The organism is Acinetobacter sp. IK40 (assembly GCF_035615075.1).
In the GTDB taxonomy this organism is placed as follows: Bacteria; Pseudomonadota; Gammaproteobacteria; order Pseudomonadales; family Moraxellaceae; genus Acinetobacter; species Acinetobacter courvalinii.
Genome location: NZ_JANBOE010000008.1, coordinates 35,241 through 58,373 on the forward strand (window position 1 = coordinate 35,241; position 23,133 = coordinate 58,373).

General features: G+C 43.4%; 21 protein-coding genes and 1 pseudogene. 8 read left to right on the plus strand and 14 right to left on the minus strand.

Annotation, left to right across the window (positions count from 1 at the left end):
• The first annotated feature begins 24 nt into the window (after positions 1-24).
• A complete protein-coding gene (locus MSG93_RS14360) occupies positions 25-510 on the plus strand; it encodes an Lrp/AsnC family transcriptional regulator (RefSeq protein WP_324622308.1) in 486 nt (161 codons plus the stop codon).
• A 61-nt stretch (positions 511-571) separates the two neighbouring features.
• On the opposite strand, the gene MSG93_RS14365 is transcribed toward MSG93_RS14360, so the two are convergent.
• The 3 genes from MSG93_RS14365 to MSG93_RS14375 form a co-directional block, all read right to left on the minus strand.
• Complete coding sequence (locus MSG93_RS14365) at positions 572-2,002, minus strand: aldehyde dehydrogenase family protein (RefSeq protein ID WP_324622309.1); 1,431 nt, start codon at positions 2,000-2,002, stop codon at positions 572-574.
• A gap of 285 nt (positions 2,003-2,287) precedes the next feature.
• Positions 2,288-3,820: an aspartate aminotransferase family protein gene (locus tag MSG93_RS14370; protein ID WP_324622310.1), complete on the minus strand. Its 1,533-nt coding sequence runs from the start codon at positions 3,818-3,820 to the stop codon at positions 2,288-2,290.
• Positions 3,821-3,823: 3 nt separating this feature from the next.
• Positions 3,824-5,194: a diaminobutyrate--2-oxoglutarate transaminase gene (locus tag MSG93_RS14375; RefSeq protein WP_312056646.1), complete on the minus strand. Its 1,371-nt coding sequence runs from the start codon at positions 5,192-5,194 to the stop codon at positions 3,824-3,826.
• Between the two features lie 466 nt (positions 5,195-5,660).
• Between MSG93_RS14375 and MSG93_RS14380 the strand changes: the two genes are divergently transcribed.
• Positions 5,661-6,362 carry an SIMPL domain-containing protein gene (locus MSG93_RS14380; protein ID WP_324622311.1) on the plus strand — a complete coding sequence of 234 codons (702 nt, stop codon included), beginning with the start codon at positions 5,661-5,663 and terminating at the stop codon, positions 6,360-6,362.
• A gap of 48 nt (positions 6,363-6,410) precedes the next feature.
• On the opposite strand, the gene MSG93_RS14385 is transcribed toward MSG93_RS14380, so the two are convergent.
• Together MSG93_RS14385 and MSG93_RS14390 are read right to left on the minus strand one after the other, a co-directional pair.
• A complete protein-coding gene (locus MSG93_RS14385) occupies positions 6,411-6,872 on the minus strand; it encodes a GFA family protein (protein WP_324622312.1) in 462 nt (153 codons plus the stop codon).
• 34 nt (positions 6,873-6,906) lie between these two features.
• Positions 6,907-7,539, minus strand: a complete 633-nt coding sequence (locus tag MSG93_RS14390) for a TetR/AcrR family transcriptional regulator (protein WP_324622313.1) — start codon at positions 7,537-7,539, stop codon at positions 6,907-6,909.
• A 111-nt stretch (positions 7,540-7,650) separates the two neighbouring features.
• Here MSG93_RS14390 and MSG93_RS14395 point away from each other — a divergent pair.
• Positions 7,651-8,119, plus strand: a pseudogene (locus MSG93_RS14395) (hotdog fold domain-containing protein).
• Between the two features lie 55 nt (positions 8,120-8,174).
• On the opposite strand, the gene MSG93_RS14400 reads toward MSG93_RS14395, so the two are convergent.
• Together MSG93_RS14400 and MSG93_RS14405 are read right to left on the minus strand one after the other, a co-directional pair.
• On the minus strand, positions 8,175-9,269 hold the full coding sequence (locus MSG93_RS14400; RefSeq protein ID WP_150956662.1) for a fatty acid desaturase family protein: 1,095 nt from the start codon (positions 9,267-9,269) through the stop codon (positions 8,175-8,177).
• Between the two features lie 14 nt (positions 9,270-9,283).
• Positions 9,284-10,351, minus strand: a complete 1,068-nt coding sequence (locus MSG93_RS14405) for a ferredoxin reductase (protein ID WP_324622314.1) — start codon at positions 10,349-10,351, stop codon at positions 9,284-9,286.
• A 140-nt stretch (positions 10,352-10,491) separates the two neighbouring features.
• Between MSG93_RS14405 and fabR the strand changes: the two genes are divergently transcribed.
• The 3 genes from fabR (at position 10,492) to dps (ending at position 13,002) form a co-directional block, all read left to right on the plus strand.
• Positions 10,492-11,187 carry an HTH-type transcriptional repressor FabR gene (gene fabR / locus MSG93_RS14410; RefSeq protein ID WP_324622315.1) on the plus strand — a complete coding sequence of 232 codons (696 nt, stop codon included), beginning with the start codon at positions 10,492-10,494 and terminating at the stop codon, positions 11,185-11,187.
• Between the two features lie 85 nt (positions 11,188-11,272).
• Positions 11,273-12,289, plus strand: a complete 1,017-nt coding sequence (locus tag MSG93_RS14415; protein ID WP_324622316.1) for an AI-2E family transporter — start codon at positions 11,273-11,275, stop codon at positions 12,287-12,289.
• Positions 12,290-12,504: 215 nt separating this feature from the next.
• Entirely contained in the window at positions 12,505-13,002 is a 498-nt protein-coding gene (dps, locus tag MSG93_RS14420) for a DNA starvation/stationary phase protection protein Dps (RefSeq protein ID WP_005231753.1), read from the plus strand.
• Between the two features lie 58 nt (positions 13,003-13,060).
• Here the strand turns inward: dps and rapA are convergent, their stop codons facing one another.
• The 6 genes from rapA to MSG93_RS14450 all read right to left on the minus strand — a co-directional run bounded on the left by rapA (position 13,061) and on the right by MSG93_RS14450 (position 20,114).
• Positions 13,061-15,898, minus strand: a complete 2,838-nt coding sequence (rapA, locus tag MSG93_RS14425; RefSeq protein WP_005231754.1) for an RNA polymerase-associated protein RapA — start codon at positions 15,896-15,898, stop codon at positions 13,061-13,063.
• 144 nt (positions 15,899-16,042) lie between these two features.
• Positions 16,043-16,687, minus strand: coding sequence for an RluA family pseudouridine synthase (locus MSG93_RS14430; RefSeq protein WP_324622317.1), 645 nt, complete (start codon positions 16,685-16,687; stop codon positions 16,043-16,045).
• A gap of 142 nt (positions 16,688-16,829) precedes the next feature.
• Positions 16,830-17,246 carry a GlcG/HbpS family heme-binding protein gene (locus tag MSG93_RS14435; RefSeq protein ID WP_324622318.1) on the minus strand — a complete coding sequence of 139 codons (417 nt, stop codon included), beginning with the start codon at positions 17,244-17,246 and terminating at the stop codon, positions 16,830-16,832.
• Positions 17,247-17,594: 348 nt separating this feature from the next.
• The gene (gene hemL / locus MSG93_RS14440; protein ID WP_324622320.1) at positions 17,595-18,893 is read right to left on the minus strand and encodes a glutamate-1-semialdehyde 2,1-aminomutase; all 1,299 of its coding nucleotides are present in this window, start codon (positions 18,891-18,893) and stop codon (positions 17,595-17,597) included.
• 82 nt (positions 18,894-18,975) lie between these two features.
• Positions 18,976-19,587 carry a thiamine phosphate synthase gene (gene thiE / locus MSG93_RS14445; RefSeq protein ID WP_324622401.1) on the minus strand — a complete coding sequence of 204 codons (612 nt, stop codon included), beginning with the start codon at positions 19,585-19,587 and terminating at the stop codon, positions 18,976-18,978.
• A 155-nt stretch (positions 19,588-19,742) separates the two neighbouring features.
• Positions 19,743-20,114: a DUF962 domain-containing protein gene (locus MSG93_RS14450; RefSeq protein WP_005231759.1), complete on the minus strand. Its 372-nt coding sequence runs from the start codon at positions 20,112-20,114 to the stop codon at positions 19,743-19,745.
• A 177-nt stretch (positions 20,115-20,291) separates the two neighbouring features.
• On the opposite strand from MSG93_RS14450, the gene MSG93_RS14455 reads away from it, so the two are divergent.
• Positions 20,292-21,740 carry a CHAD domain-containing protein gene (locus tag MSG93_RS14455; protein WP_324622321.1) on the plus strand — a complete coding sequence of 483 codons (1,449 nt, stop codon included), beginning with the start codon at positions 20,292-20,294 and terminating at the stop codon, positions 21,738-21,740.
• A 254-nt stretch (positions 21,741-21,994) separates the two neighbouring features.
• On the opposite strand, the gene MSG93_RS14460 is transcribed toward MSG93_RS14455, so the two are convergent.
• A complete protein-coding gene (locus tag MSG93_RS14460; protein WP_324622402.1) occupies positions 21,995-22,627 on the minus strand; it encodes a hypothetical protein in 633 nt (210 codons plus the stop codon).
• Between the two features lie 105 nt (positions 22,628-22,732).
• On the opposite strand from MSG93_RS14460, the gene MSG93_RS14465 reads away from it, so the two are divergent.
• Complete coding sequence (locus tag MSG93_RS14465) at positions 22,733-23,116, plus strand: DUF3144 domain-containing protein (protein WP_004770279.1); 384 nt, start codon at positions 22,733-22,735, stop codon at positions 23,114-23,116.
• The last annotated feature ends 17 nt before the right edge of the window (positions 23,117-23,133 follow it).

The following is a 23,133-nucleotide window of genomic DNA, read 5'->3' on the forward strand; positions in this document are numbered from 1 at the left end:
TGTATCATAAAAGGATTTTATGCAATGGATAAGTTCGACTGGCAAATCATTCAGGCATTACAAAAGAATGGACGGCTCACCAATCAGGAAGTTGGTGATTTAATCGGTTTATCCGCATCTCAATGCTCAAGAAGACGACAATTATTGGAGCAGAAAGGTGTGATTCTGGGTTATGCAGCACGCATCCACCAACAGGCTTTAGGTCTGGAAGTCACCGCGATGATTCACATTAACCTGCGCATCCATGAAGCCAAGTCACAGCAAGCGTTTCAGGAGTTAATTGAAGCAGAAGATAATATTCAAGATGCCTTTTCAATTAGTGGCGATGCCGATTTTATTTTGAAAGTAGTGGCAGAAAATCTGGAACAGCTGTCGCAGTTTGTGACTGAGCGGCTACTGTCTTATCATTTTATTGGCCATATTAAATCTTACATTGTGTTAAAAAAGATCAAGGAACAGAATCATTTCATGAGCAAAGGCAAAAGCCCGAGCTACCACCCAGTGAGCTAAGCCGAGGAACAGTGAGGCTCAAAAAAGGCGGATATTGAATCCGCCTTAACATATTAAAAAGTTAGACTTTATTGATATGCAGCGTTTGCCCGATGGTATTTTCCAGTAATCCCTCCATACCAAATTCAGCACCAACACCCGACATTTTCCAGCCACCAAAAGGCGCATGCGGCACAATTTCCGCATGGGTATTGATCCAGACAGTACCGCATTCAAGTTGTGCTGCATAGAATTGTGCCGCTTTCAGATCAGTTGACCAGATTGAGCCACCCAAGCCGAACTCACAGGCATTGGCACGCGCGATAGCATCATCAATGCTGTTATATTTCAGAATCGGCAACACCGGGCCAAACTGTTCTTCCTGTACCACTCGGCATGTTTCATCCAGATCAGTTAAAATCGTCGGGGCAATAAAATAACCCTCTGCAGGTAAGCTCTGATCACCCGATAGAGCGTTGGCTCCCTGAGAAATGGCATCAGCAATCAAGGCTTTAACCTTCTGGTATTGCATCTGGTTCTGCACAGGCCCGAAAGTGGTCTCCGATGCCATGCCATCTCCTACAATCTGTGCCTTGGCGATATCCGCAAGTTTTTGTGCTAAAGCATCATATTGGCTTTCATGCACATACAGACGTTTTAAAGCTGCACAGGTTTGTCCAGCATTTAAAAATGCAACGTTGAAAATCCGTTGTGCAATCTGATCCAGATCCGAATCAGGCAACACGATCCCGGCATCATTACCGCCAAGCTCTAGTGTTAAATGTTTTAAGGTCTTTACTGCACCGGACATAATGTGTTGACCTGTTCTGGTTGAACCGGTAAATACCACCTTTTGTACGTCCGGATGCGTGGAGAGTGCTTCACCAATTTCGCCATCTCCCACCACGATCGAGATGACCCCTGCTGGCACTTCCTGCTGAATGATTTCACATAGCTTTAAAGTGGCTAAAGGCGTAAATTCAGAAGGCTTATTAATCACCACATTACCTGCACGCAAAGCAGGCATGATATGCCAGACGGCAATCATCAACGGCCAGTTCCATGGTGTGATTGAAGCCACTACACCCAAGGGTTGATAATGACGCTCGATACGCTTCTGTTCGCTATCTTCCAGGACATCAACCGGTAAGTCCAGACTTGCCGTATAACGGGTCCAGCCAATCGCACCCTGCACTTCCATTTGCGCCAATGCCAATGGCTTGCCCTGTTCCAATACCACCAACTCAGCCAAAGTTTCAGCATGCTTTTCGATACCATCGGCAATTTTGTTGAGTATATTTTTACGTTCTTCATGCGGACAGCGCTGCCAGCTTTTAAAGGCCTGCTTTGCCGCAGCAATGGCTTGATTCACCTGAGCAACGGAGGCTTTGGCACAACGTGCTGCCACTGAACCTGTCGCAGGATTAATAATCTCGAGTTCACCTTGTTCGCCTAAACAAGATTGACCGTCAATAATAAGTTTAAATTCGTTTTGCATATTCACTTGTTGCATTTCTTTTCCTGATCTTAACTGTCTTTTCCGCTTTATTGTCCGCGTCTATGATTGGAATATAAGTCAAGTAAACGCGATCCTGAATGACATCAATGCATCACAGACACTGAGGGTCTATCAATACAATATGGAATTTGCCATCCACACTTCATGCATAATTATTTCTGATTTAGATTCAAGATGCATATTTTGTGCATAAACGTTGCAAAACCAACACAAGAACTTAAAAGAAATTTTTGGACAATAAAAAAGGCACCCGAGGTGCCTTTTTTATGGAACGATCGATTAATCGATGGCCGGAACATAAGTTCCCGCAACAATTGCATCCTTAATACGATCAGCCTCTGCAAGCACCATTGCAAGCAAGTTCTGAACGTTTTCAAGTGTTGCAACCGGACTTAAAGTGGTCATTTTCAATGATTGAACATTGCCAACTTTAGTCACACCAATATTCGCTTCGCCACGTGCAAACAGTTCATCTGCAACGTTCTGGTTCAAGCTATCGATGAATTCAGCAGGATAAGCGTCTGGTACTACACGGAACAGAACTGATGCGAATTGCGGTTCAACCAGCAATTCCAGACCTGCTGTTGCTTTAATATAATCAGCAACTTCACGTGTTAATTTCACACCATGATCGATCATTGAACCATACAGCTCTTCGCCTAATGCTTCAACGGTCATCCATAATTTCAATGCATCAAAACGACGAGTCGTTTGCAATGATTTAGATACCAGGTTAGGTACACCATGCTCTTCATCGTAAGCAGAGTTCAGATATTCTGCTTCATAATGCATAAAGCGATAGTTGGTTTCGTCTTTCAACAAGAAAGCGCCACAGCTAATGCTTTGGAAATAATGCTTATGGAAATCAAGCGTGATTGAGTCTGATAATTCAATACCATCCAGCATTGCACGATGGTCATTTGAAAGAATCAGTGCACCACCCCAAGCTGCATCAATGTGCATCCATGAACCATACTTGGTAGTAATTTCACGGATTTTCTTGAGTGGATCAATCGCACCAGCATCTGTGGTACCTGCAGTCGCAACCACACATGCAACGATTTTGCCTTCAGACTGAAGATGCGCCATGGTTTTTTCCAGTGCATCGACATCCATTTGGGCATTTTCATTCACAGGTACAGTCACAACCGACTGGAAACCCATGCCCATCATTGCCATGTTCTTTTGCACAGAGAAATGCGCATTTTCAGAACAGATGACTTTGACGTTTTTCATTGCATCTGCAGGGATCCCATCACGCTGAACTGACCATGGCTTGCCATTTTCGTCTTTCCAGTTTTTCGAGATACACCAGTCACGTGCCAGCAATACACCCATCAGGTTAGATTGCGTACCACCCGAAGTGAACACGCCCGCCTGACCTGCACCATAACCGACTTTTTGACGAAGCCAGTCAATCAACTGCACTTCCATCAAAGAACCCGCTGGGCTTTGATCCCATGAATCCATCGACTGGTTGGTTGCATTGATCAACACTTCCGCAATCTGGCTCATCACCATGGTTGGGCAGTGTAAATGTGCCAGTGAATGTGGATGATGGACTTTCAAGCTTTTATTGAGGAAAAGCTCAACCATACGTTGTAATGACTGCTGTACACCCAAACCTTGTTTTGAAGGCGCAAAAGAGATTGCTGCGCGCAAATCCTTGATGCTGCCACCTGTGTACATTTTGTCATTTTGCAACCATGCTGAAACGGCATTTACCGCCTCGCCCATTGCTGACTGATAGTCAGCAATAGATTGAGCATCATTGCAGAGTAACGCTTTACGATGTTCTGCAAAATCAACCATGAATTAGCCTCGTACTGCTTTTAATGCTTCAGCAATCGCTTTCTTGAAGCGAGCAATCACTTCAACACATTCGTCTTGGTTGATGATTAACGGGCAAAGTAAACGAATAACTGTACCGTTACGACCACCTTTCTCAAGCAATAATTTATTGTTGAAACATGCGGCTTGAATCGCTGCTGCCAACTGAGCATCTGCAGGATGAGAACCCATATGATCAGCAGGTTTACGCTCATCAATGATCTCGATACCGATCATCAGGCCACGGCCGCGCACATTACCGATACATGGGAATTCTTGCACAAGTTTTTTCAACTCAGTTTGTAAGAAATCACCACGCTCTTGCGCATTCTGAGCAAGGTTTTGTTCTTTGATCACTTGAAGTGATGCCAAACCTGTACCCATCGCAAGTTGGTTACCGCGGAATGTACCTGAGTGTGTACCTGGCTGCCATGCATCAAACTTACGTTTAATACCTAACACAGCCAATGGCAAGCTACCACCCACCGCTTTCGACATCACCACAACATCAGGCTCGATTCCTGCATGTTCAAAGGCAAACATTTTACCTGAACGTGCAAAACCAGCTTGAACTTCGTCCAAAATTAAAACGATGTTGTGCTTTTCAGTCACTTCACGAATTTTTTTCAACCATTTAACTGGCGCAGTCACCACACCGCCTTCACCCTGAATCGCTTCAAGAATGACAGCTGCAGGTTTGGTTACACCGCTTTCAACATCTTCAATGAAATTTTCAAAGTAGTATGTCAAAGCATCAACACCAGCTTCACCACCTAAACCCAGTGGGCAACGATATTCATGTGGATATGGCATAAACTGCACGCCTGGCATTAAACCATTGACCGCATTTTTTGCGTTCAGGTTGCCTGTCATTGCAAGCGCGCCGTGGGTCATACCATGGTAGCCACCTGAGAAACTAATCACAGAGCTACGACCCGTATAAGTTTTTGCAAGCTTAATTGCTGCTTCTGTACCATCTGCGCCTGTTGGGCCACAGAATTGTAAGCAATACTCTTCTTTACCGCCTGGCAAATATGCCAAAAGCGCTTCAGTAAACGCATCTTTTAAAGGAGTCGTTAAGTCTAAAGTATGCAATGGCAAACCACTTGCCAATGTGTCTTGAATACTTTGAATCACCGCAGGATGATTATGGCCCAAAGCCAATGTTCCTGCCCCAGCTAAACAATCAAGGTACTGTGTACCTTCAACATCAGTAACCCAGCAGCCTTGTGCTTTCGCTATCGCTAACGGTAATTTACGTGGATAACTACGAACATTTGATTCCATCTGACTTTGGCGAGTCAAATAATATTCGTTGGTTGCATTAGCGGCAGGATTTACGGAAGTAACGCTCATATCGAATTACCATCTCTGATATGGGTGAAAGAAATAAGTCTGGTGACTTGCGGTCGTTTGACTCGGTGCTTTTTAGAATCTAGTGAGACACAAATTTTATATCTTTCAACTAGGAGCGAGATGATACCTAATTTTGCAAGAAAATAAACACTTTTTATGCCTGACATTGATCTAATCTTATTGAAAAAATGTATCATTCCAACAACTATGATGAATTATGATCATACTATGTGACAAGCGAAAGAAAGTAAGCTTTTTTAAATCCTGATTCCATTTTTAGATAAATGGTCAAATCAATCAATCTAATTATCTAATTTTTAAAGTTTTTCATTTATTTTACCTGTTGCAAAACACTGCTAATCCCTTACAAAGTCACCACAAAATATGCCGAAGTTCACCATCAGTTCTTTTTAATATCAAATCTGTAAAAAATAAATTTTCGATATCAAATTCTAAGGACAATTTTATGCGTACTTTAGCACTTGCTACATTGATGATCGGGGCGGCTCTTAGCCCAAAACTGTTTGCCCATGAGACAGAAAACTTGAACTATAATATTGTGAATATCCAGGCGGATGCCTCACGCCAAGTCGCAAATGATGAGATGCGTGCCGTCCTTTATATTGAAAAAAGCAACAAACAACCAGCTGAACTCTCTAACCAGATCAATCAGCTGATGAATCAGGCGCAAGCAATTGCACGTAAATACAATCAGGTCAAGGTCGAAACCGGTACACAAAGTACCTATCCTATTTATGACAATGACAGCAATAAACTGAAAGAGTGGCGTGCCCGTGCCGAGATCCAGCTTGAAAGTAAAGACTTCAAGGCCGCAAGCCAGTTGATCAGTGAATTACAGCAAAGCTTCCAGACCCAGTCGATCAACTTTACCGTGTCGGATGAACAGCGTAAAAAAGTCGAAAACGAGCTGATGATTGAAGCATCGAAAAACTTCCAGCAACGTGCGCAGGCCATCACTCAGGCATGGAACAAAGCCCAATACAATCTGGTCAGTCTAAACCTGAATACCAGTAATTATTTCCCGCAACCGATGGCGCGTGGCGGCATGGCAAAATTTGCGATGGCAGAAGCAGCTCCCGCGCAGGACATGGCTGCGGGCGAATCAAAAATTACTGTCAGTGCCAATGGTTCGATCCAGTTTAAATAACTCACTTTATAACCTTCGATAAAGGCAGAACTGCAATAACTTCTGCCTTTATCGATTCATGTCAAAATAATTTTCCAATTCATTCAAATCGGGTAGCTCATCAAATATCTGAAGCACTTCATGTGCCTCCGCCCAACTCACTTTGGAATTTACACAAAAGTTTAACTCAAGTTCAGGGGTGAACTGTTCCTGAAGCAAGCCCAAAGGAATCCACATAATCTCTGGCTTACTGCCTAAGGCATTCGGGACAGGAGAACCACACTGTTTGCAAAAGCAACTGGTAAAGCCCGTCTCCTTGACATAGGTCTGAATCAATTGCTCGCCCTGCTGCCACCGGAATGCACCAGTCGGCACGACGGTAGAGGCATTGGAGGCTGCCCCACTCTGCTTGCGACATAGACTGCAATAACAACGATAGATCATTTTAATCCGGTTGAGATGCAATTCAAATTGCACCGCGCTACATAAGCACTTGCCGCTAAAGTACTGTTTGTCATTGACTACACGCATGTGTTGTTATCCTGAAAATTGCTGATCGGCCTTTTTATTTATTTTGAGCCAGATTCTGTAATGAATCCCAAGCAGCTTGGGCCAAAGTTTCCCGATAAAGGCTCGGCGTTGTACTGACTTTTCCAGATAGCCAGGCCCGGCTATAACTTTCTGCCGCTCCAATAACCAGAGACATCATCAGTTCTGCGGGTACGGCTCTCAACAGCTTTGCCTCGGTATAACGCCCGATCTGGCTGGCAATTTTCTGATTCCGCAGTTTGTTTTTCTCATCTAGCTGCGGTCGGTATTCCCCTTGCATCACATTAAAGTGAGCCAGTAACAGAAATCTGGCAAATTCAGGCTGATCAGAGACCCAGTCGGTATAACTGTAAATCAGGGCGTACAAGCATTGTTGTAAAGAATGTGCTTCCTGCAGGTACCGTTCACGCAATTGTGCCTGATCTTCCAGAGCCGCAAATACCAGTGCCGCGACAATCCCCTCCTTGTTTTTAAAATGATGATAAATCGCTCCGACACTACTCTCGGATTTTTCACGGATCATTTCAATGCTGGTGGTTTCCAGACCATAGTCAAGAAAACAGCACAAGGCATCCAGCAAGATTTGCCGTTTTAATAAGGACTTCCGTTGCGGATATAAGCGTTCCAATAATTGCTGCGCGGCCTGCATAGTTCTATCAAATTTACCAATGGTCGGAACTATTGTGTATGACTTGACCACAACTTGTAAACAGAATTATATTCTGTAAAAGAATTTAATTCTGTTACAGGACATCTGAACATGGCTTCAACCTTAGAACTCTGGCATAAAGTCTCAGCCTTACCGGCCGGGAAATGGACCTTTACCCGCATGTTATGCCTCAAAGCCCCTTATTTCAGTAGTATTTCTCCGCTATTTGAAGAGCTGAAACCCAACTCTTGTAAAATCAGTATCAGGAAAAAGCGTTCCGTACTGAACCATATTGGTACGGTGCACGCGATTGCGATGTGTAATATGGCCGAACTGGCGGGGGGGTACCATGACCGAGGTGACGGTTCCTGCGACACACCGCTGGATTCCCAAAGGAATGACGGTTGAATATTTAAAAAAAGCTGAAACCGATCTGGTTGCAATTGCTACCCCGGTTGATGACCACTACGATTGGGATCAGGCGGGTGAATATCTGGTGAATGTCGATGTGCTTGATCAGCACAAGGACAAGGTATTTCACGCCACCATCACCATGTGGGTTTCCAAAAAGCAGAAATAAAATAACAAAAGCCCTGAGGTACATAGCCTCAGGGCTTTTGTTAAGGGTTTATCCCTTACTTTTTAAATGGCAGTGCATATTTAAAAATACGCCCAACCACTTCACCAAACTGTTTTACAAAGCTGGCATTGTTATAATGCAGTCCATATTTCTCACAGACTGCCTGTACTTTCGGGGCAACCTGACGATAGCGGCGTGCCGGAATATCCGGGAATAAATGATGTTCAATCTGATGGCTCAAATGCCCGGTTAAAATATGAAAAGCTTCTGAACCGGTCAGATTCGATGAACCGCGGATCTGGCGCATATACCAATGCCCACGACTTTCATTCTGTAATACCGCTTTCGGGAATACTTCCACATCTTTGGTAAAGTGACCACAGAAAATGATACTGAAGGTCCAGACATTACGAATCCCGTTGGCCACCAGATTGCCTGTAAATACAGGAATCGCAGCTGGACCTGCAATCAGTGGAAAGAACACATAGTCCTTAAACATCTGCTTAAGAATTTTCTTCTGTGCAGGTTGCCATTCACGCTTGAATTGCGCGATGCTTTTACGCTTATATACAACCTTGCCCAACTCCAGATTCTGGATCGCAACCCCCCACTGGAATAACAGGCTAAATGGCACGATGTAAAGCGGCTGAATCAAGGTAAATTTAGACCAGCGCTGTTCAGGGAACAAACGGAAGACGCCATAGCCAACATCATCATCCATCCCTTTAATGTTGGTATAGGTATGATGCTTATAATTATGGGTCTGGCGCCAGTTGTCAGAGGTACCGACCGTATCCCACTCATAGGTTTGACCGTTGAATTTTGGATCATTCATCCAGTCATATTGACCGTGCATCACATTATGGCCCAATTCCATATTTTCCATGATCTTGGCGAAACCGAGTAAGCCCGTACCGAGTAACCAAGCTGGCGGGAACCAGCCCAGGAATAAACAGGCACGCCCAGCCAAACTGCTATAACGAATGGTGGAATAAACACGGCGAATGTATTTGGCATCTTTTTCACCAATATCATCCAGTACGTCTTGTTTAATTTGATCCAGTTCACGGGCAAACGCATCTAACTCGGCAGCAGTCAGATCACGGTTTTTAGGATTTTTGAAAAATTCAATTTTAACAGGCATGTTCATAATCAATTTCTCTCTTATAGATCAATCACAAGATCAGACTGGGCTGAATTGACACAAATTTTTAGCAACTGAGCCGGTTCATTATTGGCAGCGCCATTTAGTAGGTTTTTGGTCGCACCTTGCGCCTTGTTGCAGGCACATTTATTACAGATTCCCATCCGGCAACCGTGATTCGGTTTAATACCTTGATGCTCTAAACTTGCAAGAATCGACTGGCCTTTCGGAATCGCAATCGTCTTATTCGATTGTGTCAAGGTCACATTAATAAAACCGGTCTCAGTGCTATCTTCTGCAAACTGGCTCAAACTAAAGGCTTCTGTTTGCAGTGCTGCGGCATCTTTAAACAGGCTTTCCGCTGATGCGGCAAAACCCGAAGGTCCACATGCATAAACTGTGGTGTCACTTAAAGCCGTGCACTGATCCACATGACTTTGATTTAAACGCTGATCCTGTTCTTGGGTATAAAAAATCTGATAACTAAAATTAGGGAAGTTTTCTGATACTTCTTGAAGATATTCAACATAGGCTGCGTCAGGCTGCGTTTTGACCCAATACAGCAATTGAGCCGTATGGTGATTTAACTGTTTAGACTGGCACAAGGCTTCAATCAGACTCAGCATCGGGGTGATGCCACTGCCTGCCGCCAACAATAGCAAGTGTGGGGTTGCAATGTGCTGTTGCATGTCACCATACGGTTGTCCCAAACGTAACATATCACCGGTCTGACTGTGTTCAACCAGCCATGAACTCACTAAACCCTGTTCAACTTTTTTCACGGTTAAACACAGGTGATCGGCATCAACCTGCATCAAACTATAGGTCCGCTCGTAATGACGTCCTGCAATCTCAACGGTTACCGGATGATGCTGCCCTGCCACACCGCGTATGACATGGCGGTTGCATTGCAAAATAAGACTGACCGTATCTTTTGCCACATTTTGTTTTTTTACGATTTTGGCAAGTGGCTGATTGATTGACCACAATGGATTGATTTTCTGTAACCAAAAATTGGCATCATGGCTGTTCATTACACTTTGAGCCAACGAATTAAATAGAGAATTTCTCTTTTCAATTGCTTGCATGAGCAGTTTTACTCTGGTGGTTTGCTAATTATTATACATATGTATATATATTTGTATATACACTCGTATAAGAATTTACATTTCACAAGTACACCGACAATCGCTATAATCCCGAGTAGCTTACTTATATATTGAAAATAATGGTTCATTCTTCTTTTTTACCGCTCGGCCATGACACCGTAAACGAACAAGATGTCATTCCCATGAAATCTCCTGTACGTTCGGTGGGTAGGAAAGCAACGATTACCAAAGAAGAGTTGTTTCAGGCCACACTGAACCTGATCGGCCCACAAAAAAGTATCGCTTCACTCAGTTTGCGTGAAATTGCACGTGAAGCTGGCATTGCACCAAACAGCTTTTATCGTCATTTCAAGGATATTGATGAACTGGCCATTGCCCTGATTGATCAATCCGGTCTGGTCCTTCGCCGTATTATCCGTGAAGCACGTTTACAGGCTTCCAAGCAGCAAAGCATTATCCGTAGTTCGGTTGAAGTGTTTATTCAGCAACTGAATACCGATGAAGGCAACCTGAGTCTGTTATTACGCGAGGGTTATACCGGTTCAACCTCGTACAAAGCTGCGGTTGACCGTCAGCTCAATTTCTTCCAGCAAGAGCTGCAAGAAGACCTGATCCGTCTGGAACGTCTGAATAACAGTAAAATCAGTCATGCGGATCTGGCTGCCAAGGCCATTACCCAGCTGGTGTTCAACATGGGTGCGAAAGTGATTGATCTGCCTGTGGAGCAACGTACCGAAGTTGCGGAACAGACCATGGTAATGATCCGTATGATTTTAGAAGGCGCCCGTCATCTGAATGAAATGGAAATTGATTAATTGTTTGTATCATCCTACGATGGACCTCGGCAAAATTAAATTTTGTCCTTTGCATCACCCCACATTCTAATCAGGCCTATAGATCATGAATCTACTGAATGACCGTCAAAGCATCATCGCCAGTTTTATCCTGATGTTTTTATTTTTAATGATGGTCATTCCCTTGCATTTACTGCCGAGTTTCTTTGCCGGATTTCTGGTTTTTGAAATTATTAACAGTTTGAGTTTGATTGTTGAAAAGCATATTGATGGCCAACGTGCGCGTATCTTTATCAGTATTATTCTAGGGATATTGGCAACCGTGCTGATCGGTTTCTTTATCACCAGCCTGATCAGTTTTGTGATTTATGATCTTAAAGGCACAGGACTCAATTCTTTCAATATCAAAATCGACCAGACCCTGATCAAGTTTCAGGCTGAAATGAGCCATTATTTGCCAGGCTATCTGCCCCATAGTGTGGCTGATATCAAAAATCAGATCTTGTCCTTTATCAAGAACAATATTTCCATTGTCAAAAATACAGGCACCGATATTCTGCACAATCTGGCCACCATGGTGATCGGGCTTATTGTGGGTATTCTGGTATCCATCCAGAATTTTAAACAACATGCCCCACAACCTGCGTTTAAGGCGGCCATTCTGCATCGCATCCAGAAGCTTTCCGTTTCTTTTAAAAATGTTGTTTTTGCTCAGGTCAAGATTTCACTGATTAACACCGTGTTATTCATGATCTTTGTGTTTATTGTGCTACCGATATTTAATATCCACTTACCTTTTGCCAAAACCCTGACCATTCTGACCTTTATTTTTGGTTTGCTTCCAATTATTGGCAACCTGATTTCTAACACCCTGATCATCATGGCCGGCTTGACCATTTCTCTGTCTGTGGCAGCGATTGCCTTGGCCTATCTGGTGATTATTCACAAGCTTGAATATTTTATTAATGCCAAAATTATTGGCACCAAAATCAATGCCAGTGCCTGGGAAGTGCTCTTGGCGATGCTGATTTTTGAAGCGATTTTTGGATTGAGTGGACTGATTGTTGCGCCTATTTTCTATGCCTATATCAAACTGGAATCTAAGGATGCCGGTCTAATCTAAGTATTTTTATACATTCAAAATACTGGGCATAACAGTCTGAAGCACTCTTTAATCTGAATTAAAACGGTTGTTATAAAAAGAAAAGTACCGATAAGTAAACTTACAAAAGGTTAGAAAACGAAAACACTTAGAAGCCGGTTCAAGGCGTAAGCTAGAGATGAAGTAACGGTTTTATTCGTTCTATTTCATCACATATATAATTAAATGAGGTAACTATGAGTTCTTCAGCAACTAAAGCTTTAAAAGTATATACACGTAATAATTTAGATGATGCGATCAAAGAATCGACCGTAAAAATTTTAAACCAAATTCTTGCCAACCTGATCGATCTGTCGTTACTGACCAAACAGGCGCACTGGAACATGCGGGGCAGTAACTTTATTGCAGTGCATGAAATGTTAGATACGTTCCGTACGTCGTTAATTACCCATCTGGACAATGTGGCTGAGCGTGCAGTACAGATTGGTGGCACAGCGTTGGGAACCACGCAGTCTGTGGGTGAAAGTTCACACCTGAAGCCTTATCCGGTTGCCATTCATGCGGTGCAGGATCACTTAAAAGAACTGGCAGACCGCTATGGCGTGGTCGCTAACCATTTGCGTGATACCATTGATGAAATTCAGGACCCGATTTCAGAAGATATTATCCATGCTGCCTTAGAGGATCTGGATCAATATCTATGGTTCCTGGAAGCCAATATCGAACAAAAATAATTAAAACAGCTGATAAAAAAAAGAGGACCCACGGTCCTCTTTTTTATTTAACGCTCGATTATGGTTTAACCACCACCAGCACCTGAATCGCCTCAGGAGTTACAGAAAGACCATCTAACAGGCCCAAGCCTTCTTTCTGGAATTTCTGTAAGCGCTCGATTTCATCTTCACGAATACTTGGGTTGAATTGCTTGAGATAGCTTAAACGGTCAATCTCGTATTGCCACTTGCCACTGTAATGCTCTTTGGCTTGCTGCATCAATTCTGGCAATGATCCCTTGGCAATCTCTAAAGCTTGCGCATAACGGGTTTCAATCACTTCACGGCGCGCTTTCACCACCTGACGGCAGCTATTGCCATCCAAATGATGCAGATACGGACGTAAAATGCTTGGATCAATCTTGGCAGACAAATCCTGACCATTTTCACTGAGTAATACGCGAATCAGTTGTTTCGGTAAGCTTGATGGCAGATTCAATGCTTTTGGCGCCACCACATCGACCTTAAACCAGACTTCAAGCAATACCGAGCCTTGTTTCAATGCATTCGATTTCAACAAAGCCACATTGGTACTACCAAATGACTGGGTGCGGATCATTTCCATCACACTTTCAATAAATGGATGTTCCAGCGTCAAGTATTGCGCATCTTCACGGATTTGTGCCTGATCACGATAGAACGTCGCCGTCATGCCTTCTTCATCCAAGGTCAGACCTTGCACCTGCATCTGATCGGTCGGCTTGATGATCACGGTACCATTGCTTTGCTCATCAAAATCAATATTGGTTGATGACATGAAACGCTTCACAAACATGGGCAAAGTGGTGTTGTCATCATAATCTTCAAGCGCTTGCACGATACCCTGCGCAACTACGGGACGGCATGAATTATACTCAAGCAAACGGTCACGACCCGCCTGTAATTCAGCTTCCAGCGCTTGACGTTGTACATTGACTTCTTCAAGCAGGTCTTCAAAGGTCTGACCTTGATCTGCGAGTAAGCAATCTTTCAGCTCAACAATAAAATTCTCTTGTAGTGTTTGCGCTGTTGGAGAAATATTGCTGAAAATATTCAGTGCTTCATTGTACCAGCGGAACATACGCTCTTGCGCTGTACCCATGAGGTAAGGTACATGAATCTGGATACGGTTTTCCTGACCAATACGATCCAGACGACCAATACGCTGCTCAAGGACGTCCGGGTTTGCTGGCAAGTCAAATAAAATCAAGTCACTGGCAAACTGGAAGTTACGCCCTTCTGAACCAATCTCAGAACACAACAGGATTTGAGCGCCATAACTGTCTTCGGCAAAGTAGGCTGCCGCCTGGTCACGTTCGAGCAGGCTCATGCCTTCATGGAACATCGCGGTACGAATCCCAGCATGTAAACGTAGAACATTTTCCAATGCTTCAACTACAGGACCACTGCGGGCAATCAACAACACTTTTTTGTGTTTTAATTCTTTACGCAGCACTTCCATCAACCAAGGCACACGCGGATCATTTTCCATCCATGCGCCATCGAGTTGACCTTCTTCTGGCCACATCTGCTCGCGCATTTTGCCGTCCATTGACCAGTCTTCTGGCGCTGGTAAAGGCGCTGGCTGGCAATCACGTCCCGGGAAGCCCTGAATCGCTTCACGGGTGTTACGGAACAAGATACGACCTGTGCCGTGGCGGTCTAATAATTCATGAATCGCACGCATACGCTGTTCAGGCTGATCATCAATCCGATGACCCAATAAGCCTTCCAGTGCAGCCAGATGCTCTTCTGTTAAGGCCTCATCTGACATCAATACTTCTGCAATTTTCGCAGTTTGCTGGTATTGCTCTTCTTCATCAAGGAAACGGTCAAGGCTGCTAAAACGTTGCGGATCAAGCAAACGTAAACGGGCAAAATGACTTTCTACACCCAGTTGCTCTGGGGTTGCAGTGAGCAACAACACACCTGCGGTCTGTTCTGCCAATTCTTCAACCAGGTCATAGCGATCATTGCCGCCCTCTTCCTCACTCCACATCAAGTGATGGGCTTCATCGACCACCAATAGATCAAAACCGGCTTCCATCGCCTGCTCACGCAAGTCATCATGGTCAACCATCAAGTCAACGCTGGCAATAATGCATTGTTCAGTCAGGAACGGATTCAGGTCAGGATCATGTTCTTTGATCGATGCGGTACGGGTCAAATCAAATAAAGAGAATTGCAAATTGAAACGGCGACGCATTTCAATCATCCACTGATATTGCAGTGAATCAGGCACCAAGATCAGGATACGTTCTGAACGGCCAGTTTTCAGTTGCTGGTGAATGATTAAACCTGCTTCAATGGTTTTACCTAAACCGACTTCATCCGCCAGTAAAACACGTGGCGCAAAACGTTTACCGACTTCATGGGCAATATAAAGCTGGTGCGGAATCAAGCCGACACGGGCACCCAGAAAACCACGTAACGGGCTAGTATGCATTTGCGCCTGCAATAACATGGCTTCAATACGCAGGTCATACCATTCTTTATAATCAACTTGGCTAGCTAACAAACGCTCTAATGGTTTTGACAGCTGGATTTGTGCACCGATACGGGTTTCGTTCAGTGACTTGCGCTCTTGTTCGCCATTTTCCAGACTACGAACCACATCATAACGCAGTACACCATGACGGTCTTCAATCGACTCAACCGTCCACTTGATACCTTCCTGGTCTTGGACTTCATCATTCACGTTAAAGATGATGCGAGATAAAGGTGCATTGTTACGTGCATAGACACGCGTTTCATCACTTTTAGGGAATAAAATGCTGATAGAACGTTCATCTACATCAATCAGAACCCCTAAACCGAGTTCAGTTTCAGTATCTGATAACCAACGTTGACCAATAGCAAACTGCTGCAATTTTTCCACCTTTATCTCAAGTTAGCCCACATATTTTATGCCCTGACCCCAATAAAAGTTAAGGCATTTTATGTAGTTTTCAACGATGTATTTTGACACAAAGCATCATTAAATAGCGTGCATCACATCGTGTTTCATAAAAAAGTTTTTAGACTAAAACGGTACCGCGCAATCAAAGGTCAGTTGCGCGCCTGTTTTAGGATGAGCGAAGCTTAATTGCGTGGCATGTAAGCACAAACGCGCATAAAGCTGCTGCTGTTCTGGTGTGGCATATAAGGTATCGCCTAGAATCGGATGACCTAAATATTGCATATGCACACGAAGCTGATGTGAACGCCCTGTAATCGGAATCAGTTTCACCCGGGTTACAGCTTGTCCTTGAATTTCCAAATGTTCAATCGCTTGCCATTCCGTTAATGCCGGTTTGTGATGGGTGGCATCAACAATATGTAATGGCGGGCGGCTTGGGTCATAAATCACAGGTATATCGACGGTGCCCTGACCTTCTAAATGGCCAGGAACCAAAGCTTGATAAATTTTTGAAGTTTGACGATCCTGAAACTGACGTGAAATCGTGCTCTGTCCAAATTTGGATAAACCAAACACCAGAATACCTGAAGTGTCACGATCGAGACGATGAATCAGTAAGGTTTTGGGTTCTAGTTCTAGTAGACGATTGATTAAACAATCTTGTAAATCTGGCGTTTTCCCAGGTACCGTGAGTAAGCCTGCTGGTTTATGGATGACCATAAAATCTTCATCACGATGAATCAAATGTTCACTTAGAAAATCACTCAAGGTAGCCTTCCAACGACTGGATGAAAACAAGCGGGCAATCATAAAAAGCTTGGCGCTGAATTACAATGCATGACACGTATTTTTACTGATTTTTTTCGTGTTTCTCTCGATTTTTCATCCAGATTCGAATTTAAATGATGATTTAGGTGTGTTGCTCTAGAAATTGTTGAATCGCATGCTGGGCAATTTCTGCATCCTGAAAAGATTGTACCCCCGAAACCCCCACAGCTCCCACAACCTGTCCTTGATAGACAATCGGCTCACCGCCTTCCAGCATGCCTTTCGCAGCATTGATGGTTAAAAAGCCGATTTTGCCATCACGGATCATATCTTCGGATGTCTTGGTTGCTCTGCGGCTGACCGCAGCAGAATGTGCTTTTTCCTGACAAATCTGTGTCGATAATACCGATGCGCCATCCATGCGCTTCATCATTAACAAGGTGCCACCGTCATCGACAACAGCAATGCTGACATTAAAATTATGTGCTGTCGCATATTGTGCTGCTGCATTAACCAGAATTTCCACATCCGCCGCAGTTAAATAATGTTTAGTTTTCATTGTTACTCCATTCCCATGAGTTTGTTATCAAAAGCTTATTCAAAATAAAATATATAGAAGCGCTCTCTATCACCTGCGCCAACCAGAACGTAAATGCTTTGCAGCAGTCGCAGACCAACGCAAATATAGTTTATTATTCAAGCATTATTTTAGCTGGCGGTACAATAAAGATTATTTATCTTTTTGTTGATCGCAAAGGTTTATCCTATAAACAGGTAGAAAATCAGTACGGTTGCGTTAAGGCCCACTCTTATTTTTTTAATACCTTAAGTTTTTTATTCATTTCAGATTAAAGATATATCCATTAAAAAAGCCCGAAAAAATCGGGCTTTTTTAGACATCACAACATTACTTCATTTCAGCAAAAGTTTCTTTTGCGGCCTGAATGGTATCGGCAATATCCTGATCTGAATGCATCGACGAAATAAATCCTGCTTCAAATGCGGATGGTGCAAGATAGACGCCACGCTTTAACATGCCATGGAAGAATTTCTTGAATGCATCCACATCACAGGCCAACATTGAATCAAAACTGGTAATGTCATCCTGATCGGTAAAATACAAACCAAACATACCACCGACTTGCTGGGTCTTAAATGGAATGCCTGCTTCGTCTGCAGCAGCCTGTAAACCGGCAAGCAATTTGGCGAGCTGCGCAGCAAGCTTGTCGTAGAAACCCGGTTCACGTAAATGCTTGAACATCGCGATACCGGCACGCATGGCCAATGGATTGCCTGACAATGTACCAGCCTGATAAACACCACCTAAAGGTGCGATACATTCCATGATTTCACGTTTACCACCAAAAGCACCAACCGGTAGGCCAGCACCAATAATTTTACCCAACGTGGTCAAGTCAGGCTTAACCTTATACACCGATTGTGCGCCACCTAAAGCGACACGAAAACCAGTCATCACTTCATCAATAATAAACACTGATTTGTATTCATCACAAACATCACGAATTGCTTGCAAGAAACCATCAATTGGCGTTACCAGATTCATATTACCTGCAACCGGCTCAATGATTACACCTGCAATCTCATGACCAAATTTGCTAAAGCATTCTTTTAAGGCTTCGATATTGTTATACGGTAAGGTTAAGGTATGTTTAGCAAAATCAGCAGGTACACCCTTTGAAGTTGGCTCACCTTCACCAAGCGTCAATAAGCCTGAACCTGCTTTCACCAATAATGAGTCTGAATGACCGTGGTAGCAGCCTTCAAATTTTACAATCTTGTCGCGCCCGGTATAACCACGTGCCAGACGAATCGCGGTCATGGTCGCTTCTGTACCGGAACTGGTCATACGCACCAATTCGATTGAAGGCATAATGTCGCAAATCGTGTCTGCCAGCGTCGTTTCGTGCACAGTTGGCGCACCAAAACTTAAACCATCTTCTGCCGCAGTTTGTACTGCCTGAATAATATCCGGATGCGCATGACCTAGGATCATTGGGCCCCATGAACCGACATAGTCTACGTAGCGTTTGCCATCAACATCCCATAAATACGCCCCTTTTGCCTTTTCGATAAAGACTGGCGTACCGCCCACACCGTTAAATGCACGTACAGGTGAGTTAACCCCACCTGGAATATGTTTATTTGCTTGTTTAAATAGCTGTTCTTGCTTTGGAGATAAACTCATAAAAGGCTCAACCTGGAATCAAGGACGAGGAACGCTGTCGTTCCGAGAAACAATGAAAGCTCCGCACAGCGGATGCCTATAATTAGTCAAATAACGTTGCCCATGCAGTGACACGAGCAGGAATTTCGGCTGTTGATCGTCCTAATATATCACTAATTACTGCACAAAGGCTCGCCCCAGCCTCAATCACCACTTGAGAATTTTCCACAGTCAGGCCACCAATTGCACAAATCGGTACAGCAAACTTTTGTTTCGCCTGTTTGATCACTTCGATACCGACATTACCGGCTTCGGGTTTGGTTGAAGTAGCATAGACTGCACCAAACGCCACATAAGTCGCTCCATCGACAATCGCTTTTTCAGCCAATTCCAGTGAGTTTAGGCAGGTACGACCAATAATCACACCTTTTGGTAAACGTGCAGCAGCATCGCTTATTTCCCCATCGGACTGTCCAAGATGAACACCCAAACCAAACTGTTCAGCCAGTGCCAGATCATCATTAATGACGAATGGCACTTGATGTTGTTCACAGAGTGCTTTGATCTGCTCGACTTCACTTGGCTGATCTGCTTTTGCGACTTTCTTACGACGGTATTGCAGAATCGCAACCTTCCCGGTGGCTAATGCGACATCTAGTTTTTCAAGTAAGAGCTGGATTGGATCATCGTTGGTAATGAGGTAAAGACCGCGCATGAACGTTTCACTATTCACTATAATTACATTAGCTTCAGGGTATATTCTCTTATCTAAAATTTAAAGAGAGGGAGTGTATTTACATCATTAATCGTTATAAAACAGAACAAATAAAAAAAAGCCGCCAAAGCAGCTTTTCAAATACCCCATCGATTTCAAGACTCAATTTTATCAAACTGACGATCAATCAGACTCAAACGGCCACGTGCAATATCCGACAGCATCCGCCAATCCGAAATAAAGCTATATAGTGGCTGCTTAAAGCTGGCAGGCTTATTATGTTCAAAAAAGAAATGCCCGACCCAGGCACAGGCATAACCCGAAACCAAACCATATAGGGCATATTTGGCCTGACGCTTACGAATGGCTTTGCTAAAGAAATACAAACCAATCGAGCTACCTGCCGCATGCAAACGGCGGCTAGCAATATTGCGATGTTCAGTTAAATAAAAGCGATAAAATTCATCATAGTTTTTAATCGGTAATGAAAATTCCACTGGCTGGGTAATATTGGCTGGTGCATTCATTTCTAGATCATCCTAATCCTGCAAGACTCTACACACGTTAATGCATTTTTTGTACAAAATAAAGTCATTGTGTGCCCTGCTTTCAATCCTTAAAACAACTTTACAATAATTTTTCAGATCAACAGTTTATACTCATTTATATATTTATCATTCTCGCTGGTCAGGAGTCATAACATCATGGAAATAGAGCTAAAATTTCAACTTCCTGAATCTAAGAAAAAAAGTGTTTTACAGGCCTTAAGCAAACAAAAAGCACAAAAAATTCAGTTACAGGCAAAATACTATGATACCGCTGAACGTTTGCTTGCTAAAAATTATGTGGCAATCCGTCTACGTCAAGAAGGCGAACATTGGGTACAAACCTTTAAAGCCGCCAGTAAGAATCATTTACAACGTATCGAAGAAGATATTTATTTAGGCAAATGTGCTCAAGAACCTGAGCTTGATCTGTCCCTCTATAAACATAATCAAACCGTTCAAACCGTACTGCGTGAGGTTTTAGGCGAAGCACCAGCCGAGCTACAATTACAGTTCCAGACCAATGTACAGCGTACTTTTCATGTATTCGAGTTTGAAGGTTCACACATTGAAGTCTGTCTGGATGATGGTGAAATCCGTACCCCAACTGATCATGCCCAAATTTGTGAAGTCGAATTTGAGTTAAAACAAGGTTCAGCACAAGAGCTCATTCAGTTTGCCAAAACCTGGGTCGATCAATACCAGCTCTGGCTGGATGTACGCAGTAAAGCTGAACGTGGAAATTTACTGGCCCAAGGCAAAGACGTCTCTGCTGCCACCAAAGCGAAATCACTGAACCTAGATAAAGATGTTAGCGCTGAACAGGCTATTAAACAGATTATTGAAAATACCCTTAATCATATCCTGCCCAATGCAGCAGCGATTGCGGATGGCGTCGCCGAAGCGGATCATATTCACCAAGCCCGTGTCGGCTTACGTCGCCTGCGCTCGGCTTTAAAACATTTTTCCAACTGGTCGGCACAGATTGACCCGAAGTGGGAAAACCAATTGGCAGAAATCTTTAGAGCCTTGGGACAATCACGTGATAATGATGCCATTCAGGACTCCGTCGTTCCATTAGTCAAACAAGTCTGTGATTTTGATTTTCCCTTCCCTGAAAATGTCGACGCCAATATTGCTGGATTATTAAGTGACAGCAAAACAACCCAGCTGTTTTTATCCTTATTCAGCTTTAGCTATAGTGATCAACAATCAAAATCCAAACTTTCTAAACAAGCTGCCAAAAGCTTAACCAAGCTGTATCAAAAGATACTGAAAGATGCAGCTCAATTTTCAAGCTTAGCGGTGGAACAACAACATCGTACCCGTAAGCGCGTTAAACAATTGCGTTATTGCATCGACTTTATTGCAGGGATTTACCCGGAAAAACAGGTTCAGCAATTTTTGAGTAAGTTACAGCCGATTCAGGAGTATTTAGGCTTCTATAATGACCTGTTTGTAGCTGAACAGATCTTTGAGCAACAAGCTACCGAGCATCCTCAGTTTTTATTTGCTTTAGGCTGGGTTAAGGCTCAACAACCGCATGTTGCAAAGAAAGCGGCAAAGAAACTACAGGCTTTATCGACTAAAGATATTTTTTGGAAATAAAGTTTTATTTCCCAAGTTAACTTCATAGCGGAGTCATGCCGAGTTCTCATTCAATTTCAGGATATACCTTCGGTGACCTACTTTTCTTTCGGGAAAAGTAGGCAAAACCATATGTCATCTACAAAACCTGTTCTCTGCTTTCACACATCTCATTTTATCAACTCACCAAAATCATTCACTTTTTTAATACCACGCAGGTTGTAGATGACGCTCCCGACGCTCATATTCCTGAGTAAGATACTCACTTAAATCATTTACCGATATTTTCCAAAAATCTTCCACGTGCCATTATCCGCAATCGGGTCACTATAGCTATCATTACGCTGCTTACGTGGTTTATCCCGCGCATCCACCAATTTAAAATGCGGCTCTACACTCAAAATCACGCCATTCATATAAAAACGGGTGCGGGTATAGTCACTTTGTCCATGTTGAAACACATAAGTCCGTAAATCAATAAACTCACGATGCGCCACCAAAGCAGCGGTATCGTCACTCCCTAACCATTCTTGCATGGCAATAATCTGATCGGTCTCAAACTGCCCACATTTTTCCAATAAGGCCGCAACACCGCGAAAAGTTTTCGATTCTTTGGCACGGGTTTTATTAATTCTGATCCGATCGACATGAAAGAAAAACAGCGGCAGGTTTAAGTGGCTGGGTAAATGAATGGCATCCAGCACCTCATCTTCCATAAAAGGCTGGCATAACTGCTGCGCCCTGTCGATCAAAGGCTGCCATTGTCGGTAATATTCATCGACTTCATCCTTTAAACCATAATAAATCGGCAGGCCTTCAACATGTTCTAAAAATTGAGGCGGATAGATATGCTGGCGCAGTAAGGCAATATCCGTTTTTAAGCTTTGAATCGCGATTGCATCTTGCATAGTCATTCTTCGAATTGCTTAGGCTATTTTAGGTTAAGGCAAAGGTTTAGTTTCGACAAGGCTTTGTCTATAATAATGTGTCTTAACTTGTCGCTGGAAAATCTCATGTCTCAAAAAATTAACGCTACCGATGTGACGGAAGAAGAAGCTTTAAATGCCGTATTTTTTGAGCGTGCCGATGAATTTATCAAACTCGCCAATGATTTTTGCCGTCCGCCAAAGGGCCAGCAAGCCAAACCCGAAGAACTACGAGGTCAGGTCAGCGCAGCCATGTTATTCGCTACTGCCCGTTTCAACACTTGGGTGGCAGCCAATAACTTTAAAGATGGCGAAGAAATGCGTGAAGCAAAAGAACAAGTGATGTCTTATCTGCTGCAACAGTTCCAGATGATGCTGGAAGATAATTTTGACGAATATTGCGAACAGTTCGAAAATTACTTACGTTTCCGCAAAAATGAAGATTTTCATGCCCACAAACATGATCATTAAGCTTTGATGCAAAAAAG

Bases quoted from the DNA above. Each gene is read 5' to 3' on its own strand.
- MSG93_RS14360 (WP_324622308.1), top strand. From the start codon at position 25: ATGGATAAGTTCGACTGGCAAATCATTCAGGCATTACAAAAGAATGGA.
- MSG93_RS14365 (WP_324622309.1), bottom strand. From the start codon at position 2,002: ATGCAACAAGTGAATATGCAAAACGAATTTAAACTTATTATTGACGGT.
- MSG93_RS14370 (WP_324622310.1), bottom strand. From the start codon at position 3,820: ATGGTTGATTTTGCAGAACATCGTAAAGCGTTACTCTGCAATGATGCT.
- MSG93_RS14375 (WP_312056646.1), bottom strand. From the start codon at position 5,194: ATGAGCGTTACTTCCGTAAATCCTGCCGCTAATGCAACCAACGAATAT.
- MSG93_RS14380 (WP_324622311.1), top strand. From the start codon at position 5,661: ATGCGTACTTTAGCACTTGCTACATTGATGATCGGGGCGGCTCTTAGC.
- MSG93_RS14385 (WP_324622312.1), bottom strand. From the start codon at position 6,872: ATGCGTGTAGTCAATGACAAACAGTACTTTAGCGGCAAGTGCTTATGT.
- MSG93_RS14390 (WP_324622313.1), bottom strand. From the start codon at position 7,539: ATGCAGGCCGCGCAGCAATTATTGGAACGCTTATATCCGCAACGGAAG.
- MSG93_RS14400 (WP_150956662.1), bottom strand. From the start codon at position 9,269: ATGAACATGCCTGTTAAAATTGAATTTTTCAAAAATCCTAAAAACCGT.
- MSG93_RS14405 (WP_324622314.1), bottom strand. From the start codon at position 10,351: ATGCAAGCAATTGAAAAGAGAAATTCTCTATTTAATTCGTTGGCTCAA.
- fabR (WP_324622315.1), top strand. From the start codon at position 10,492: ATGGTTCATTCTTCTTTTTTACCGCTCGGCCATGACACCGTAAACGAA.
- MSG93_RS14415 (WP_324622316.1), top strand. From the start codon at position 11,273: ATGAATCTACTGAATGACCGTCAAAGCATCATCGCCAGTTTTATCCTG.
- dps (WP_005231753.1), top strand. From the start codon at position 12,505: ATGAGTTCTTCAGCAACTAAAGCTTTAAAAGTATATACACGTAATAAT.
- MSG93_RS14435 (WP_324622318.1), bottom strand. From the start codon at position 17,246: ATGAAAACTAAACATTATTTAACTGCGGCGGATGTGGAAATTCTGGTT.
- hemL (WP_324622320.1), bottom strand. From the start codon at position 18,893: ATGAGTTTATCTCCAAAGCAAGAACAGCTATTTAAACAAGCAAATAAA.
- thiE (WP_324622401.1), bottom strand. From the start codon at position 19,587: ATGCGCGGTCTTTACCTCATTACCAACGATGATCCAATCCAGCTCTTA.
- MSG93_RS14450 (WP_005231759.1), bottom strand. From the start codon at position 20,114: ATGAATGCACCAGCCAATATTACCCAGCCAGTGGAATTTTCATTACCG.
- MSG93_RS14455 (WP_324622321.1), top strand. From the start codon at position 20,292: ATGGAAATAGAGCTAAAATTTCAACTTCCTGAATCTAAGAAAAAAAGT.
- MSG93_RS14460 (WP_324622402.1), bottom strand. From the start codon at position 22,627: ATGCAAGATGCAATCGCGATTCAAAGCTTAAAAACGGATATTGCCTTA.
- MSG93_RS14465 (WP_004770279.1), top strand. From the start codon at position 22,733: ATGTCTCAAAAAATTAACGCTACCGATGTGACGGAAGAAGAAGCTTTA.